A 17,647-nucleotide genomic window follows, 5' to 3' on the forward strand; every position below is an offset into this window, starting at 1 on the left:
TTGTTGTATTTTTAAATCAACTTGAAAATAGTCATTAAATAAGTCGCAATGAAATATATTTTTATCGTATTTGTATTCCTTACAAGTTGTGTAAGTAATGCTTCAAAACAATTACCAACAATTGCTACTAATGAATATGAAGTTACCAAGGACTCTGTTAAAATTGAAACTTCCAATGGTACTATATTCGGGATTTTGTATAGACCTATTGGTGTTGATAAAAAAACGCCTGCTGTTTTATGCTTGCAAGGTGGTGGCGATGTTGGGTTGTCTAATTATCTTTATGAAGCTGAGTTTTTTGCAAAACAAGGAGTTGTGGCATTAGTATGTGATAAATCTGGAGCTGGGTTATCAAACACAAAAAAAGGATGGAGAGCACAAAGCTTTGTAGATAAAACCAATGAATATTACGAATTGTTTACTTGGTTGTCTAATAAAGCGTATGTCAATTCTAATAAAGTTGGCGTACATGGCATGAGCGAAGGAGGGAGGCTTGCTCTTAATATGGCTATTGAATATCCTAATGAGATAGCTTTTGTGAATGCTGTATCTGGACCCATTGAGTCTTATAAAAAAAACCATTTATACGCCATTAAGCATAATTTCTTGTCAAGAAATATCGATTCTGTTACTGTAAACGAAGCTGTACGTCTTTGGGATATCTATCTGGAGGAAGTTAGTTCAGGCAGCATTTCAAGTGAAACTATTAAAAAAGTAAATGCCTTTAGAAAGCTTCATCCAGAAATTAATTATTTACCAAGCAATTCGACACGATTACCACAAAGACCATTATCACAAGATGTACATTTTACTCAAGAAGATAAACTAGATGGTATAACATGTCCAGTATTGTTTCAATATGGCGAATTAGATATTTTGGTTGACCCAAAAAAATCAATTGCTTTAATACCAGATAAGCCTAATTTTAAAATTAAAAACTATAAAGTAACAGACCATTCCATGACTCTTAAAAATGGCGATGTGCATCCTAACTTTATACTAGATAAAAAAACATGGATTCATAGTTTTTTAGAATTATGATTTCTGCAAAAATTTAAAAAACGAGCCAATTGACTCACTTTTTTAGTTAATAACTTTGTCATCAAATAATAATGATACAATTGACTTTGTAGTAAGAAAATTCTAACTTCGCTTATCGTTTGATATAAAACATTAAAACGTTACATATCATGACATTGTAGCCAATTACCCAAAAATGCCTGAAGAGTTAGAAAATAAACTAATCGATATTATTGAAAGTGATAAATGGATGACTAACATTTTGAAAATAGTCAGAGATTTAAACCTAAAAGATTGTTGGATTGGAGCTGGTTTTGTTAGAAATAAAATTTGGGACGAAAAACACGGGAAAGACAGAACTGAACTTAATGATATTGACATAATATATTTTGACAAATCAAATTTGACCAAAAAGTTTGACTTAGAAATAGAGAGCAAACTGAGAAATCTGAATCCTAAACTAAATTGGTCTGTTAAGAATCAAGCAAGGATGCATATTAGAAATGGACACAAACAATATACTGATTGTAATAAAGCTATTTCCTTTTGGCCTGAAACTGCTACTTCAATAGCTGTAAGATTGAATTTCAAAAACAAAATTGAGTATATCGCACCTTATGGATTAGAAGATTTATTTAATCTTTTAGTTGTACCAACACCGAGGTTTGATTTGACCATTTACAAGAATAGAATTGAAAAGAAGAACTGGAAAGAAAAATGGAACGAATTAGAAATAAAAACTGGCTACAACAACGTATAAAAAAATAGCGGTTTAAGTGCTTAAACAAAGGAAAATTAATAAATTAGAGGTCATTGTAAAACCGAAAAGTTAGTCTGTAAAAATCCGCTACTTTTCATATACAAAACCGATAAGCGTAATTTAATCCACTATTTTACTCACCAATAGCTTCTAACTCTTCACTAGGCGAACTTCTATCCATTGTTTGAAGCAGAATGGCAATTACCATGACTATCACACAACCAACAAAATTTAACCATAGAAATGGTAAATTAATAAATTCGTATTCGTTTAGTAAAAATAAGCCTATCACCAAGACTTGTGTAATTAAAGCTGCGGTAAACACTGCATTTCCTTTTACCCACCTTACAAAAAAGGCTAGTAAAAAGATACCTAAAACATTTCCGTAGAAAATAGAGCCAATAATATTTACTAATTGTATTAAATTTTCGGCGAGGTTTGCGACACAAGCAATACCAATGGCTAAAATTCCCCAACCCAACGTAAATAGTTTGGAGGCTTTTACCATCTCTTCTTCAGAATGCTTACCAGTATTTCGTTTGTATAAGTCGATAGTCGTCGTGGATGCCAAAGCGTTTAATTCACTAGAGGTACTCGACATAGCTGCACTTAAAATAACTGCCAATAATAAGCCTATTAAGCCTCTTGGTAAGTTGTTTAATATAAAGTTGATAAACACATAATCTTTGTCATTTTTTTCAACTTTTACCTGTTGTGCATCTGCTGCTTTTTCAATTAAAATTCTCGCTTCGCTTCTTAGTGCTTCATAAGCATTGTTTGCTTCAGCTATTTTCTTAGTATTAGCTTCGTTATTGTCATTAATAAAGTCGGCAATATAAGTTTGCTTATCATTAAAAATAGCGGCTTGTTGTGCTTGTAATGCTTTGTATTCATCGGCATATTCCGAGTTCAAAACTGTTTTGGTTGCATCTGGATTAAAATTTAAAGGCGCTGCATTAAACTGGTAAAATACAAATACCATCACACCAACTAATAAAATAAAGAACTGCATTGGTACTTTTAACAAGCCATTAAACAGTAAACCTAATTGCATTTCTTTAACCGATTTTCCGCTTAAATAACGTTGCACCTGACTTTGGTCTGTTCCAAAATAAGAGAGCATTAAAAACGTACCACCAATAATACCACTCCAAAATGTGTAGCGATTATTTAAGTCGAATGAAAAATCTAACACTTCCATCTTGCCATTTGCACCAGCTATTTCTAATGCTTTAGAAAATGTGATGTCTGCAGGGAGCTTGCTAACTATAATAATAAATGCAACAACCATTCCTGTAAAAATCACAATCATTTGGTGTTTTTGAGTCACACTTACTGCTTTAGTGCCTCCAGTCACAGTATAGATGATGACAAGGATTCCGATAATAATGTTTAGCAATATCAAGTTCCAACCAAGTACTACAGATAATATAATTGAAGGTGCAAAAATGGTAATTCCAGCAGCGAGTCCACGTTGTATTAAAAAGAGGATTGCTGTTAAGGTTCTTGTTTTTAAATCGAACCGATTTTCTAAAAACTCATAAGCAGTATATACATTTAATCGATGGTACAATGGAATAAACACCATGCAAATAACAATCATAGCAATTGGCAATCCAAAATAGAATTGCACAAAGCCCATACCATCATTAAATGCTTGTCCTGGTGTAGAAAGGAAGGTAATAGCACTTGCTTGAGTCGCCATGACAGATAAACCAATAGTCCACCATTTTGAGGTGCTTCCGCCTTTTAAGTAGTCTTTAACATCTCTATTTTTTCTGGTTATCCAAGTACCATAAGCCACAATGGTAACTAGTGTAAATATTAGGATAGTCCAATCTAAGGTTTCTAATTTTGTAAAATGATTCATACTACGACAGCGACTGAGTTATGATATAAAAAAGAATAATATATATGGCATTAGCCACTAAAACCAGAGTGTACCAGTTTTTCCATTTTGCTTTTTGGTATGAATGATTTTCCATATTAGTCAGTTAGTTTTTTGTTTAAATTAATATTATCCTTCCCAATAGATAACATATTTGAGAAAAGTCTATAGGCTCCAGAAACGCCTGCAGGAAACTCTCTAAAAAAGCTTAATCCTGTATAGATATAATGTCCTTTACCATGTTTGGCAATCAATAAGCTTCCATCTTTAGGTGTTTCTCCTTTATCGTTTATTGAAATAAGAGGTGTAAACTCTTTACTCCATTCGTTAGGGAAGTAGAGTCCACGTTCTTGAGTCCAACCATCAAAATCTTTTGACGTAATTTTATTTGGGAAATTTAAAAGTTCGTGGTCTGGATTTAATATTCTTACTTCCGCGTTTTCGTCGGTAACTCTGTCTCTCGATAGTTTTAAATCGAAAGGAGCAATGTTATCGACCTTAACACCTCTGCTAGTATTGTATTGCACAATCATATTGCCACCTTGCTCTACAAAATCAAACAAAATATCTTGCTTAAATTTTAGTTCATCTACAATGTTATAAGCCCTAATCCCAACAACAACGGCATCAAAACGCGCTAAATTTTCAGAAGTAATATCTTCAGGTTTTATTTTTACTACGTTATAGCCTATTTGTTGTAAACTTTCAGGAACAACATCGCCAGCTCCTTCTATATAAGCAATATTTTCACCGCGTTTTTGAATGTCTAAGCGAACAATTTTACTTTCGCTTGGCAATAACACTGTTTGAAAAGGAATGTGGCTATAATCTATTTCTATTAATTCTTTTGAATAGGTTTTTCCGTTAACAGATACTTTTGGTACAAGCGTTCCTTCACTTTGGAATTTTGGTGGAATAACCGTAAATACTAACTTTTGAGTTTCTCCTTTATTTTCTATCGTCACTTTTTGTTGTTGTGGATATACATTCCAATCTTTAGGATGTTCAAGGGTAATGGACCCTTCTATATTATCTCTACCAGCTTTTACAATCACTTGAATTTCTTTTTGCTTGTCGTTTTCAAAAATGATTACTTTATTGCTAATGCTAGTAGATACTTCTGGAATAATCTCGAAAGGTCTATATAATTCCCCTTTATCTGGTTTTGAGTAGCGATATACAACATCTTTAGTAAATGTGATAAGCGTATTATTAACCATTACATTAAAATCGACAGTTAAACCTCTAGGTGTTTCTGGTTTCCCAATTAACGTTTGGTCATCTACCTTATATACTCCTAAAGTTCCTTTTTCTTCAAGCCAGTAAGGTGTGGTTGTTTTTATGCTTCTAGGTAAGGTGATTTCTTGTTTAAAAACCTCCTTTACATTTGGTAAAAGTGTTTGATTTTTTTCTATTGAATTATTATTTGAAGACACTTGGTAAGACATTAATTTTAAGCTAGCATTACTTCTATTAAGTGTTTCGAAATTTAATGTAATATCACTTCCGCTACTTGTTGTTGGTGTATTTGATGACACTTCTAAGTACAACCCTGTACACGCTTCAATAATATGTTTTAATTCATTGATTTTTATGTCTTTCCAATGCTTATCTTCAATGTTTTGTAGAAGTTTATATGCGTTAACTAAATCGTCTAAATGAACGGAAGGGTCTCTAAAATTGAAGTTTTTTTCTACCTTATATAAAATGTCTCCAATAGCTTTTCCGTCTTTAACACGATTCCAAGATGTGTCGATTCCAGAAAAGATATTGTCTTTATTTTCTGGGAATTCTCCTTTTAAAAATTCTATGTATTCTTGCTGTGACCCACGTGTTGTTAAGCGACCAAATCCTTGACATAAATGTTGGCTACTTGCTAGTGACGCCACTTCGTTATTTGACAATCCTTTATGTGGATAGAATACACCAACATCAAAGTTTAGCATTCCACTTTTATCGGCTTTTTCAAAATTTTCTTGACTCCCATAAAACCACCAACCAGTATTAAAGAATAATCTTTTAGGTTGCCAGGTATCCACGTGTTTTAATTGGTCTGGGTAACTATTTTTGTCTGCAACCATATCAAAAGCTTCCATGCTTAACATGGCTGAACCTGTATGATGACCATGTGTGGTTCCTGGGTTTCTATGGTCGAACCTATTTATAATAACATCTGGTTTAAATTGTCGTATGGCCCAAATAACATCACCTAATACTTTTTCTTTATCCCAAATAGCAAAGGTTTCGTCAGGATGTTTAGAATATCCAAAATCGTTAGCTCTTGTAAAACGTTGTTCGCCACCATCTACATGTCTCGCAGCTAATAATTCTTGCGTACGAATAACACCTAATAATTCTCGAATTTCTGGTCCAATTAAATTCTGTCCACCATCACCACGAGTCACAGATAGATAAGCTGTTCTAGCCTTAACATGATTGGACATATACGAGATAAGACGTGTGTTTTCGTCATCAGGATGTGCAGCTACATATAACACAGAACCTAAAACATTTAGTTTTTGTACCGCTTCATAAATTTCGGAAGTACTTGGTTTTTTTGGTTGTTGGCCGTAAGTAATTATTGTAGAAAAAAGAGCAATGGCAATTGCTAATTTAAATTTTTGCATGGTTATTAGGTTTGCTAGAAACCAAATATATAAAAGAAACCAAGTGAAAAGCTTGGTTTTAATCTTTCTTTAACGGTTATAGCCACTTTTTGCGCTTAAAGTAGAATAACATGCCAATAAAAAGAACAATCATAATTCCCCATAATACGAAATACCCATTTTTATAGTGCAGTTCGGGAATATTCTCGAAATTCATTCCATAAATTCCAGCAATAAAGGTTAGCGGAATAAATATAGTTGCAATAATAGTAAGTACTTTCATGACTTCATTCATTTTATTACTTATGGTAGTCATGTACATATCCATAAGTCCCCAAATCATTTCTCTATAAATATCAATGTTTTCTGATACTTGAATGATATGATCATAGATGTCTCGGTAAAAATGAATGGTTTTTTTATGAATAAGTTTATGCTCAATTTTTTCAATTCTATTAATTATTTCTCGCAATGGAAAAATTGCTCGTCGCACTTTTAAAACTTCACGTTTAAGTGATTGAATTTGTGTGGTTATATCTTCTTTTGGGTTGCCACTAAAAAGGAGGTCTTCTAACTCTTCAATTTTATTACCCATTGTTTCTATAATTTCGTAGTAATGGTCTACCACAGAATCAATAAGCGTATAGAGTAGATAATCTGCTCCTAAATTGCGAATCCTTCCTTTTTTGGTTCTTATTCTATCTCTAACGGAATCAAAAACATCCCCTTCGGCTTCTTGAAAAGATAATACATAATTAGCGCCTAACACAAAACTTACTTGTTCTGAAACGACATTTTCATCGTTATCATAATACAGCATTTTTACAACGACAAATAAATATCCTTCATATTCATCTATTTTTGGGCGCTGCGAGGTATTTACAATATCTTCAAGTGTTAAAGGGTGAATATCATAATTTTCACCAATTTTTTCTATTTCATTAATATTATTTAGACCATTTATGTTAATCCAAGTTATAGAATCGGTGGTTTTGTAATGAAGAACATCTTTAATGTTTTTCAGCTCTTTCTCTTCAACATGATCTGCATTGTAATCAAAAGATTCAATAAAAAGTTTAGACAATTTACTCCCTGTATATATTAAAGCACCTGGAATTTGTCCAACGTGTTTTTTGTATTTTGTAGTTCTTTTTTTTGCCATAAAAACATAATACTATATGTTATAAATATACTATTTATATAGCATCACTACCATCATCTATAGCATCTTTTTCAACTAAAGTCACTGCTTTTTGTAGAATTAAATTGTTTGGATAGGTCACTAAATCGCCATTATCCATTCTAAGGTGTAATTGAAAAGCTCGAATATCTTCAATAATGGCTTCTATTGGAAAATCTTTATCATGTATTTGTATTTTGTCTCCAACTTTATATGGAAATGAAAAAAACATGATAACACCAGAGGTTATATTACTTAAAATAGACCAAATTGCAAAAAGCGCAATTCCAATAACTGCAAAAACTGAAGAAAACACTAATGATAAATCTTCTGGTTCTGCACCAAAAATAAAGGCTTCAATAAGTAATACAATAAGAAATAGTGTGACGGTTACATACCTATTAATAAGTTTGATTCTTGCATCATTAATACCGCTTTTTCTGCCTATTTTATTTATAGCAGTTTTAATAATAAATCGCAAAGTAAATAGAATTGAAAAAACAATTAGTGTATTAATTAACTCGTTTTGATATGTTGTTAAGAAATTGGTCATTTTGTAATCTTTTTGTAAAGATAAAAAGTTGCTAATCAAAAAAACTATTTAAGCATAAGAGTTTCTCTTAACATACTATCCTTGTTGCTATTTTTGCTCCAATATGGCGATTTAATGGTTTTTAATTTTGTTGCTTTAGTAGTTAATGTTTCACTATCACTTTTAGTTGTTTCTGTCCAACTTAATATCTCGTAAGGTGATGTTTTATTAAAGTTAATAGTTAAAACTCTTTCTAATTCGGGATAACTAATAGAGTAAGAGCCTAATTTTAATTCAGCGTTTGCTTGATATGGTTTTAACTCAACATGTTTCAAACTAATAAATTCAAACGAAGGAATTATGTTTAAACTTCCAGTTGGTAGCTCTTTTGGATTTATTCGAAGCTGTGTCCAAAGTTCATTTTCTAAAATCGTTTTTTCTAATTGGTAGTTTTGGTCAGCCTCACCTTCAAAGTACGAATGTGAATTGATTTCAAAATCTTTCTTATTATTGAGTTGCATATAGGTTTGTCCACACCACTCTTGTATTGAACTAGATATTTTAATAGCATGTTCTACTTTTGGAAGGGGATAGAAGGTGCTTTGCATGATGGAATATGGATAAATACCTGTATTGAATTTTTTGGTTGCGTTTAACTTTAAAACTGATATATTTTCAGGATTTTGGTTATTTGCTTTTACTTGTTCTACTGGAAGAAAATCTTCGGTAACATAGATTAATACTGCATGTCCTTTTCTAATTTCACCATAGCGAGCTTGTTCTAACTCATAAGATGTTATTTCTGCTTCTCCAGCATACCAATAATCTTTAAACTCGTCGCTTAGTTCTCTATACTTTGTATTACTTGATAGTTTGGTTGTTTTTTTATCTTCATTGTTTTTACAAGATATACTAACAATTAAAAGAACTGCTATAAGAAAGCTAGTAATGCTTTTGTTATTATGTGTTTTCATAGAACCTTATTTTTCTACAATGTCAATTAAATTTTGATATACTTTATGTACAGGTAATCCCATTACATTAAAATAGGAACCCTCTAAGTGGGTGACTCCAATTTGTCCAATCCATTCTTGTATACCATATGCGCCAGCTTTATCCATTGGTGGAAAATGACTTATGTAGTACCAAATTTCATCATCAGTTAACTCTTTAAAAGTCACTTTTGTAATATCATGTATTGTTTTTTCAGAAGAGATTGTTTTAAAACAGACAGAAGTAATGACTTCGTGTGTAGTATTGCTCATAGATTTTAACATGTTAAAAGCCTCTTGTTCTGATCTTGGTTTACCAAGAGCTTCTTCATTATGCCAAACTATAGTGTCACTAGTAATGAGGATGTCATTTGGCTGCAACTCACTTTCAAAAGGCAGGGATTTTAACTGTGCTAGATAGTTGCTAATTTCAAAATGACGTAAACGGTTTGGGTATTCTTCTTTTACGGGTTTTAAAATAACATCAAATTCTAAACCAAGATTTTTAAAAAATTCCTGACGCCTAGGAGAGCCTGATGCTAAAATAATTCGATAATTTTTTAGTTTTTCGTTTAGCATTAATTAATAATTAATGGATATAGTAACAAAGATAACACACCAAATAACATAATTACTTTTAAAACATTAGATAAATGCTGATACTCTTTTTTTAGTTCTGCCGAAAAGATCTTGATTGTAAAATATAGCATTGGCCCAAGCACAAATATTAGAAAATACACAACAGCTAATATGTTATTATATAATTGCGAAACAATATAATTTATTAGAGCTAGTAAAGGAATAAATGAAAGCGCAAAAACAAGCATAGTTGCTCTATCTCTACCAATAATAATTGGCAGTGTTTTCATTTGCGACTTATAGTCGCCATTAATATCTTCAATATCTTTAATGATTTCTCTTAAAAGATTTATTATAAAAGCAAAAAGCGCATAGTATAATGCAATTTTAAAAATGTCTAAGTATAATTCTCTATTACTACTTGTTAAAGAAGGAATTAAATCAAAAATAGGCACTATTAGAATGCTTAATGCTACTAATATTGAAATAATAATATTACCTAGAAGACATGTTTGTTTTAAGTAAGATGCATAAATGTAAAGTAGTGCAGAAATAATTACAAATATGACTGCAAAACCGTTTCTGTTAATTGTATTTGACAAATAAAACCCAAGACCAACTCCAAGTACATTTAAAGCAATAAATAAGTTTAAAGCTGTTTTTTCTGAAATTATTTTACCTACTATGACTTTTTTTGGTTTGTTTACTAAATCAGTTTCAACATCATAAATATCGTTAATAATATTTCCTGCTGCTGCAATAAATACGGTAGCTAATACAAGTAAAGAGAATTGCAGTGTATGTAAAGTAAGTTGAATATTAAAAGACTCAAAAAGGGCGTATTTAACAAGAACTTGAACTAATGCAATAAGCAGAAGATTTTTCCAGCGGACGAGGTTTAAAATATTAGTCATCTTTAAGAGAATAAATAACTAATTAGGTATCTAACTAAAATGAATATTATTAGAAAAGTAATAATAAAAATGAATACTATTTTCTTCATTCGTTGTTTTTCAGTTTCTCTAATTCTATCTTTAATTCTATTTCTTTCAATATTGGTTAATTTCTTGTCATTAAAGTCTTTATGAAACTTCTCTTGACTTTGTAAATTGAGTTTGTGCTTAATTTCAGAAAATGCAACCTTTGGTTTCCTAAAAAAAACGTCGTGAGTATTGCCAGAACCTATATAACCAAAACCAATTTTATGCCTTCTTTTATTTCTTCTATTTCCTCTCAATCGTATTTCGCATCAAAATTAGCATTCCATTTACCTTGTACTTTTAACACTTGCTCAATCACATCGCGTACTGCACCTTTGCCACCATTTTTATGAGAAATATAACTAGAAATCTCTTTAATTTCTGGTGCAGCATCTTGAGGACAACAAGGTAAACCTACTAATGTCATTGTTGGGTAATCTGGAATATCGTCTCCCATATAAAGTACATTCTCTAGTTTTATATCGTAGATGTGTAGAAACTCATTCATTTGGTCAATTTTATTGTGAGCACCTAAGTAAATGTCATTAACACCTAATCCTTTTAAACGCAAACGAACGCCTTCGTTAGACCCTCCAGAAATCACACAAACATTATAGCCTTGATCCACGGCAGTTTTTATTGCATAACCATCTTTAATGTTCATTCTTCGCAGCATTTCTCCTTTGGTAGTAATAGTTACAGTACCATCTGTAAGTACACCGTCTACATCAAAAATAAAGGTCGTTATATGGTGTAAATATTCTTTATAGCTTTTTCCCATGAGTTTGTTTAATTGATTTTGTTAGCAATTCATAAATATCTTTATGAATGTCTTTATCTAAGGTTTTTAAATGCTTTTTAATCGTTTTTTTATCACCTCGTTTTGCTGGACCAGTTTGAGCCATATAAGGAGATAATAATTCTATTTTGTTTGCAGTTTCTTTTATTAAAGGTTTTAAAATATTAAAATCTACACTTTTAGATTCTGTAATTTCATGACCAATACGATATAATTGATTTGTAAAGTTATTTACAAAAACGGCAGCCAAATGTAATGCAGCACGTTGATCGGAATTTACCCTGTAATGCTTACAACCTAGAGCTTTCGAAAGCTCTTTTAGGAGTTGTAAGTCATTCTTGTCTTCTATTTCTATACAAATTGGGACTTCTGTAAAATCTATATCTGCATCTTTCGTAAATGTTTGCAAAGGGTAAAACACACCACGTCTATTTTTTTTGTCTAAATCGTGTAAACTCACACTTCCCGATGTATGTACAACAAGCTGATTACTAAATGGTAGTTGTGATGATAACGCTCCAATTACATCATCACTAACGGCAATAATGTAGATATCGGCAGTTTTTAAATCTGCAAGATTATTAGTGATACTAACCTTATTTCGGTAAGATTCAATAGTTTTTAGATTTCTATTGTACCATTGTAAAACAGTGATGTCTTTAGCTTTTTCTAAAGCTTTATACAAATGCGATGCTACATTTCCTGCGCCAATTAATACTACTGATAACATACTGCTAAAATAGATAAGTAAAATATGATTTAAAAGTTTGATGAACTATCTTTGTAAACAATGGAAAAGAAAGATATTAAAACACGTGAAGATATTTATAAACTAGTATCTACATTCTACGCTAAAGTGAGAGTAAATGAAACTTTAGGACCTTTTTTTGGAAATATTGAAGATTGGGATGAACACTTAGATAGATTGACAACATTTTGGGAATCTAGTCTGTTCTTGCAAACAAAATACTATGGAGACCCTTTAAAAGCCCATGCAAAAGCTGATAAAGAACACGGTAACAAAATATCTGAATTGCATTTTGGTGTGTGGCTAAATTTATGGTTTGAAACTATCGAAGAGCTTTTTATAGGAGAAACTGCCGAAAATGCTAAACGTCGCGCCAGAAAAATGGGTACTTTTTTATATCTTAAAATATTTGAAGCTAGACAGAAATAAGAATAATTTACTGCCTGTTAAAAGATTATTTAATAACTATTCTTTGTAAAGAAAATACTAAATTTGCATGATTTTAAAAGACGATTTCTGTTATGTTAAAAAAACTCTCCAATATTCTTTTTTCTACAAGACTTACTGCTACTTTATTTATTGTTTTTGCATTGGCAATGGCAATAGGAACTTTTATGGATGCAGGACAAGAAACGTCGCCAACGCCATATTCAAGAACACTTATTTATAATGCATGGTGGTTTGAGACTATTATGGTTTTATTTACCATAAACTTTATAGGAAACATATTTAGATATCGCCTTTTAAGAAAAGAGAAATGGGCAACTCTAACATTACATTTAGCCTTTATATTTATTTTCATTGGTGCTTTTATTACTAGATATGTAAGTTTTGAAGGTATGATGGCAATTCGAGAAGGTGCTACCGAAAGCACTTTCTTATCTCAAAAGACATACTTAACGGTTTATATTGATGGAGATTACGTTATTAATGGACAAAAGCAGCGTCTTCCAAGAGAATATGAAACTGATTTTTCTCATCGACTTGATAATTTTTTTGTAAGAAATGAGAGATATGATGATCAACCTGTAAGTATAAAGCTTGAAGAATTTATTCTTGGAGCTGAAGAAGATATTGTACCAGACGATTTAGGTGAAAATTACTTAAAGATTGTAGAAGCTGGAATGGGTGGTTCCCATAATCACTTTTTAAAAGAAGGTCAAGTGCAAAGTATTCATAACGTTTTGTATGCTTTAAACACACCTACAGATGGCGCAGTAAATATTACACATACAGATAGCTCATTGACTATTCAATCACCTTTTGAGGGTGAGTATATGACTATGGCAACACAAGCTCAAGGTAAATTGGTTAAAGATAGTATTCAACCATTAGTATTACGTTCTAGATATATTATAGGAAACCAAACATTGGTGTTTCCTAAACCTGTAATAAAAGGGGTGTTTGATGTTGTAAAAAAATCTGAATTGCTAAAAAATGATGAAGATGGATTAGTATTAAGTGTGTCAGCAAATAACGAAACGCAAACGGTAAAATTACTAGGAGGTAAGGGTACCAGTAATGCTTTCAAAAAAGTAACTATTGGAGGTCTGGATTTTCATTTTAAATACGGTTCAAAAGTTTTTGAGTTGCCATTTAGTATAAAACTTAATGATTTTATTGCAAAGCGTTATCCAGGAACAGAAAATAGTTATTCAGCTTATGAAAGTAAAGTCACTGTTTTAGATGAACAAGAAGGTGATTTCGATTTTCATATTTATATGAATAACATTTTGAATCATAAGGGATATAGATTCTTTCAAGCCTCATTTGATGGTGATGAGAAAGGAACAATTCTATCTGTAAATCATGATTTTTGGGGAACAAATATTACGTATTTAGGGTACTTCTTACTGTACTTTGGATTGATGGCAATTTTGTTTGCGAAGCATACACGTTTTGATGATTTACGTAAAGGCCTCAAAAAAATAAAAGCTAAAAAAGCGGCTATGTGTATTGCTTTATTTTTAGCAACCACTTTTGGACTTAGTGCACAGGAAACGCACACAGAAGATGATGGTCATGAACATGAATCATCAACAATTAATAAAATTCAAGTAGACTCTATTTTAAGAGCAAATATTATATCTAAAGAACAAGCCGATAAATTTGGGCGTTTGGTAATTCAGGATTTCGATGGACGAATGAAGCCGATAAACACCTATGCTTCTGAATTACTACGTAAATTAAGTAAACACGACACGTACGAAGAGTTTGATGCAAATCAAGTGTTTTTATCAATACAAGAGAGTCCTATTTTATGGTATAATGTGCCACTTATTTATCTAAAAGCTAAAAAAGCAGATACAATAAGAAGTATTATTGGTTTAGATCCATCTGAAAAGTATGCCACTTTCGCACAATTTTTTACCGAAAGAGGAGAGTATAAATTGGACCCATATATGGTTGAGGCGACTAGAGCTCAAGTGCCAACAGCTATTCAAAAGGAGTTTAGAGAAGCCAACCAACGTGTTAGTTTACTTTACTCTACGCTTAATGGCGAATCGTTAAAGATTTACCCAATTCCAGAGGATGATAATAATAAATGGATATCGTCTTATGATTATAGAGACCAAAAAATTCAACTTAGAGACTCACTTTATGGTAACTTTATAAACACTGGTTTTAAAGCTTATTTGTATATGCTTAACGAAGGAAAAAAGTCTGGAGATTTTTCTGAAAGTAGCAAGTTACTTGATGCCATTAAAAAAACACAGCAAAAGTATGGTGCTGAGGTTATGATAAGCGATAAAAAGATTAATGCTGAAATTACCTATAACAAATACGATATTTTCAAAAAGCTATTTAGTTGGTATATGTACGCAGGTACACTTATGTTTATTTTGTTAATAGTCCAAATATTTAAAGATAAAAGCAAAGGGATCAACTTAGCTGTTAAAATATTTAAATACATCATTTTAGGATTATTTATTTTACATACTGCAGGACTTATTGTAAGATGGTATATTTCTGGTCATGCACCTTGGAGTGATGCTTATGAATCCATGATTTATGTAGCTTGGGCTACGATGTTATTTGGGCTGCTATTTGGAAAGAAAAGTGATATAACTATGGCTTCAACTGCATTTGTAACCTCTATGATATTAATGATTGCACACTGGAACTGGATGGACCCTTCTATTGCAAATTTACAGCCAGTTTTAGATAGTTATTGGTTAATGATTCACGTAGCAGTAATAGTTGGTAGTTATGGGCCATTTGCTCTAGGTATGATTTTAGGAGTTGTATCATTATTATTAATGATTCTTACAAACGAGAATAATAAAGCTAAAATGGGCTTGAACATTAAAGAGCTTACCATAGTTAATGAAATGGCATTAACGGTAGGATTAGTAATGCTAGCTATTGGTAACTTTCTTGGTGGTATGTGGGCAAACGAAAGTTGGGGACGTTATTGGGGTTGGGATCCTAAAGAAACTTGGGCGCTTATTAGTATTATGGTGTATGCCTTTGTAATTCATATGCGTTTAGTTCCTGGGCTTCGAGGTCGCTTTACATTTAATGTGTTTTCTATTTATGCGTTTGCAAGTATTTTAATGACCTATTTTGGCGTTAACTTCTATTTAGCTGGATTACATAGTTACGCTAAAGATGACCAAGAAATAAGTGTGTATTTTATACTAGGTGCTGTTTTAGGAGTAGCTGTAGTAGCAATTTTGGCTTATAGAAAATATGCTAAGTATTATAAAAAGTAATCATTTTTAGTATTTAGAATAATTTTGATAACTAAATTTTAGTACCTTAGAAATCAAAATTTTATATATGAAATTCTTCAAAAAATTCAGTACTACCAATACCATACTACTAGTAGTAGGTCTAGTGTTTTTTAGTTGTAATAATCGAGAAAACCTTGATAAGGTTAAAATTAACACCTCGCAAGGGATGTCACTATTAAACACGCCTTTAATTAGTGGGCAAGTAGATGCAACAAAAGATTCTCTTAAAATTGTTAAATACTTAGAGGCCTTAAAGGATTATGAAAGCAATGATAAGTTAGCAGATAATATTATTTGGTTAGGAAGAAGAGTTGCTTATTTAGGAGATTATAAGAGAGCCATAGAAGTATTTACTGAAGGTATTAATGAATTTCCAGAAGACGCCAGATTTTTAAGGCATAGAGGTCATAGATACATAAGCACACGACAATTTAATAATGCTATTACTGATTTTGAAAATGCTGCTCTACTTATTAAAGACTCCGAAGATGTTATAGAGCCTGATGGTGTTCCAAATAGACTCAACACACCTGTTTCAAGTTTACATACAAATATTTATTACCATTTAGGGTTAGCATATTATTTAAAAAATGACCTTAAAATGGCTTTAAAATCATTTTCTGATTGCTTAGAAGCTTCAAAAAATGACGATATGCAAGTAGCAACAAGACATTGGTTATATATGATTTTACAGCGAATGAATATGAAAGATGAAGCAGCTTCTATTTTAAATCCTGTAACAGAAGATATGGAGATTATTGAAAACATAGCCTATCACGATTTGTTATTATTTTACAAAGGGTTGCGTAAAGAAAATGAAGTGTTAAAACTAGAGAATGGCTCAGTTGGTGCAAATGAAGCAACACAATATGGTATTGCTAATTGGCACTTCTATAATGGCAATGAAGACAAGGCTATTAGTATGTTTCAAAATATTATTAAAACAGGAAATTGGGCTGGATTTGGATACGTATCAGCAGAGGCTGATTTAAGTAGAATGCAATAGTTAAATAGTTTTAATGATATCTAACTTTGTGAATAAGTAGCACATATATGTTTTTTTATAATGTTTGGTGTTATAGGTTTTAAAATTTTATTTGTTATTGGATGTAATCCTAAAAAAGTGTAAAATTCCATATTCTCTTGTTCATTTCTTCCGTACCAAATTTTTTCATTTCCATCTGTGTCAAAAAAAACAGTATAACAATCAGGAATAATTTTTTTAAAAAGACTAAAACGCTCTTCTTTATATAATTTTAAATTTCCTTTTTTAAACTCGTTTATACTAAATTCCACTTCTACATACTGGTGTTCTTGCCATCGCATCCATCGTCGATTATTCATAGATACTACAGTCATTAATAGAATAATTGCAAGCATACTTATAGAGAGTACAATTTTATTTTTTCGTATGCGTATATCTATGCGATCATTCTTCTTTAAAATATTCTCGGGAGATATAGTAATAAGTGTATCCTCCTCATTTGAGTTATCTTCATAAACAATTTTTAAGCGATTTTTAACTACAAAATCCTGATAGTTTTTATATCCTAGATACTCACATAAAGCGTTAACAACATTGAGCTGAGTGATGTTAATATCACCTTCATCATTGATTCCTTTATGAATTGCTAGCTTATAATAATCTCTAAGCCTTCGCTCTCCAATAGGAGTTTTAAATTCATTAGAAATATAATCAGATAAAATTTTTGCCAAAAAATTATTAGAGGGATGATTAATACCTTTTTTTTGGGCTTCTTTCCGAGCCTTTTCAAAAGCCTTAATTATTATTTTTCTGTGCATTAGAGAATTAATTATTAGTTCAA

At 31.4% G+C, this 17,647-nt stretch carries 16 protein-coding genes; 5 read left to right on the forward strand and 11 right to left on the reverse strand.

All coding sequences use genetic code 11. The features are described from left to right. Positions 1–48 precede the first annotated feature (48 nt). Positions 49–1,041: an alpha/beta hydrolase gene (locus tag ABGB03_RS05355; protein ID WP_347925473.1), complete on the forward strand. Its 993-nt coding sequence runs from the start codon at positions 49–51 to the stop codon at positions 1,039–1,041. A 175-nt stretch (positions 1,042–1,216) separates the two neighbouring features. Beyond that, positions 1,217–1,780: a nucleotidyltransferase family protein gene (locus tag ABGB03_RS05360; protein WP_347925475.1), complete on the forward strand. Its 564-nt coding sequence runs from the start codon at positions 1,217–1,219 to the stop codon at positions 1,778–1,780. Between the two features lie 133 nt (positions 1,781–1,913). Here ABGB03_RS05360 and ABGB03_RS05365 read toward each other — a convergent pair whose 3' ends face one another. The 10 genes from ABGB03_RS05365 to ABGB03_RS05410 form a co-directional block, all read right to left on the reverse strand. Beyond that, the gene (locus tag ABGB03_RS05365) at positions 1,914–3,650 is read right to left on the reverse strand and encodes a sodium:solute symporter (RefSeq protein WP_347925477.1); all 1,737 of its coding nucleotides are present in this window, start codon (positions 3,648–3,650) and stop codon (positions 1,914–1,916) included. Between the two features lie 116 nt (positions 3,651–3,766). Next, the gene (locus ABGB03_RS05370; protein ID WP_347925479.1) at positions 3,767–6,295 is read right to left on the reverse strand and encodes a PIG-L family deacetylase; all 2,529 of its coding nucleotides are present in this window, start codon (positions 6,293–6,295) and stop codon (positions 3,767–3,769) included. 76 nt (positions 6,296–6,371) lie between these two features. Further along, the gene (gene corA / locus ABGB03_RS05375) at positions 6,372–7,436 is read right to left on the reverse strand and encodes a magnesium/cobalt transporter CorA (protein WP_347925480.1); all 1,065 of its coding nucleotides are present in this window, start codon (positions 7,434–7,436) and stop codon (positions 6,372–6,374) included. A gap of 34 nt (positions 7,437–7,470) precedes the next feature. Next, positions 7,471–8,007, reverse strand: coding sequence for a mechanosensitive ion channel domain-containing protein (locus ABGB03_RS05380; RefSeq protein WP_347925482.1), 537 nt, complete (start codon positions 8,005–8,007; stop codon positions 7,471–7,473). Positions 8,008–8,051: 44 nt separating this feature from the next. Then, positions 8,052–8,960 carry a septum formation inhibitor Maf gene (locus ABGB03_RS05385; RefSeq protein ID WP_347925484.1) on the reverse strand — a complete coding sequence of 303 codons (909 nt, stop codon included), beginning with the start codon at positions 8,958–8,960 and terminating at the stop codon, positions 8,052–8,054. A 6-nt stretch (positions 8,961–8,966) separates the two neighbouring features. Further along, the gene (locus ABGB03_RS05390; RefSeq protein ID WP_347925486.1) at positions 8,967–9,557 is read right to left on the reverse strand and encodes a Maf-like protein; all 591 of its coding nucleotides are present in this window, start codon (positions 9,555–9,557) and stop codon (positions 8,967–8,969) included. Beyond that, a complete protein-coding gene (locus tag ABGB03_RS05395) occupies positions 9,557–10,471 on the reverse strand; it encodes a geranylgeranylglycerol-phosphate geranylgeranyltransferase (protein ID WP_347925488.1) in 915 nt (304 codons plus the stop codon). Before ABGB03_RS05395 ends, ABGB03_RS05390 begins: the two co-directional genes overlap by 1 nt. Positions 10,472–10,473: 2 nt before the next feature. Beyond that, positions 10,474–10,794, reverse strand: coding sequence for a hypothetical protein (locus ABGB03_RS05400; RefSeq protein WP_347925490.1), 321 nt, complete (start codon positions 10,792–10,794; stop codon positions 10,474–10,476). After that, on the reverse strand, positions 10,791–11,318 hold the full coding sequence (locus ABGB03_RS05405) for an HAD-IIIA family hydrolase (RefSeq protein ID WP_347925492.1): 528 nt from the start codon (positions 11,316–11,318) through the stop codon (positions 10,791–10,793). Before ABGB03_RS05405 ends, ABGB03_RS05400 begins: the two co-directional genes overlap by 4 nt. Further along, positions 11,302–12,066 carry a Rossmann-like and DUF2520 domain-containing protein gene (locus tag ABGB03_RS05410; RefSeq protein WP_347925494.1) on the reverse strand — a complete coding sequence of 255 codons (765 nt, stop codon included), beginning with the start codon at positions 12,064–12,066 and terminating at the stop codon, positions 11,302–11,304. The genes ABGB03_RS05405 and ABGB03_RS05410 overlap by 17 nt, the downstream gene beginning before the upstream one ends. A gap of 60 nt (positions 12,067–12,126) precedes the next feature. On the opposite strand from ABGB03_RS05410, the gene ABGB03_RS05415 reads away from it, so the two are divergent. From ABGB03_RS05415 to ABGB03_RS05425, 3 genes are all read left to right on the forward strand, one after another. Next, the gene (locus tag ABGB03_RS05415; protein ID WP_347925496.1) at positions 12,127–12,513 is read left to right on the forward strand and encodes a group III truncated hemoglobin; all 387 of its coding nucleotides are present in this window, start codon (positions 12,127–12,129) and stop codon (positions 12,511–12,513) included. A 92-nt stretch (positions 12,514–12,605) separates the two neighbouring features. Beyond that, positions 12,606–15,800 carry a cytochrome c biogenesis protein CcsA gene (gene ccsA / locus ABGB03_RS05420; RefSeq protein ID WP_347925498.1) on the forward strand — a complete coding sequence of 1,065 codons (3,195 nt, stop codon included), beginning with the start codon at positions 12,606–12,608 and terminating at the stop codon, positions 15,798–15,800. Positions 15,801–15,867: 67 nt separating this feature from the next. After that, entirely contained in the window at positions 15,868–16,827 is a 960-nt protein-coding gene (locus ABGB03_RS05425) for a tetratricopeptide repeat protein (RefSeq protein ID WP_347925500.1), read from the forward strand. 20 nt (positions 16,828–16,847) lie between these two features. Here ABGB03_RS05425 and ABGB03_RS05430 read toward each other — a convergent pair whose 3' ends face one another. Next, positions 16,848–17,624 carry a hypothetical protein gene (locus ABGB03_RS05430; protein ID WP_347925502.1) on the reverse strand — a complete coding sequence of 259 codons (777 nt, stop codon included), beginning with the start codon at positions 17,622–17,624 and terminating at the stop codon, positions 16,848–16,850. Positions 17,625–17,647: the final 23 nt, after the last annotated feature.

Source organism: Pontimicrobium sp. SW4, assembly GCF_039954625.1.
Classification (GTDB): Bacteria; Bacteroidota; Bacteroidia; order Flavobacteriales; family Flavobacteriaceae; genus Pontimicrobium.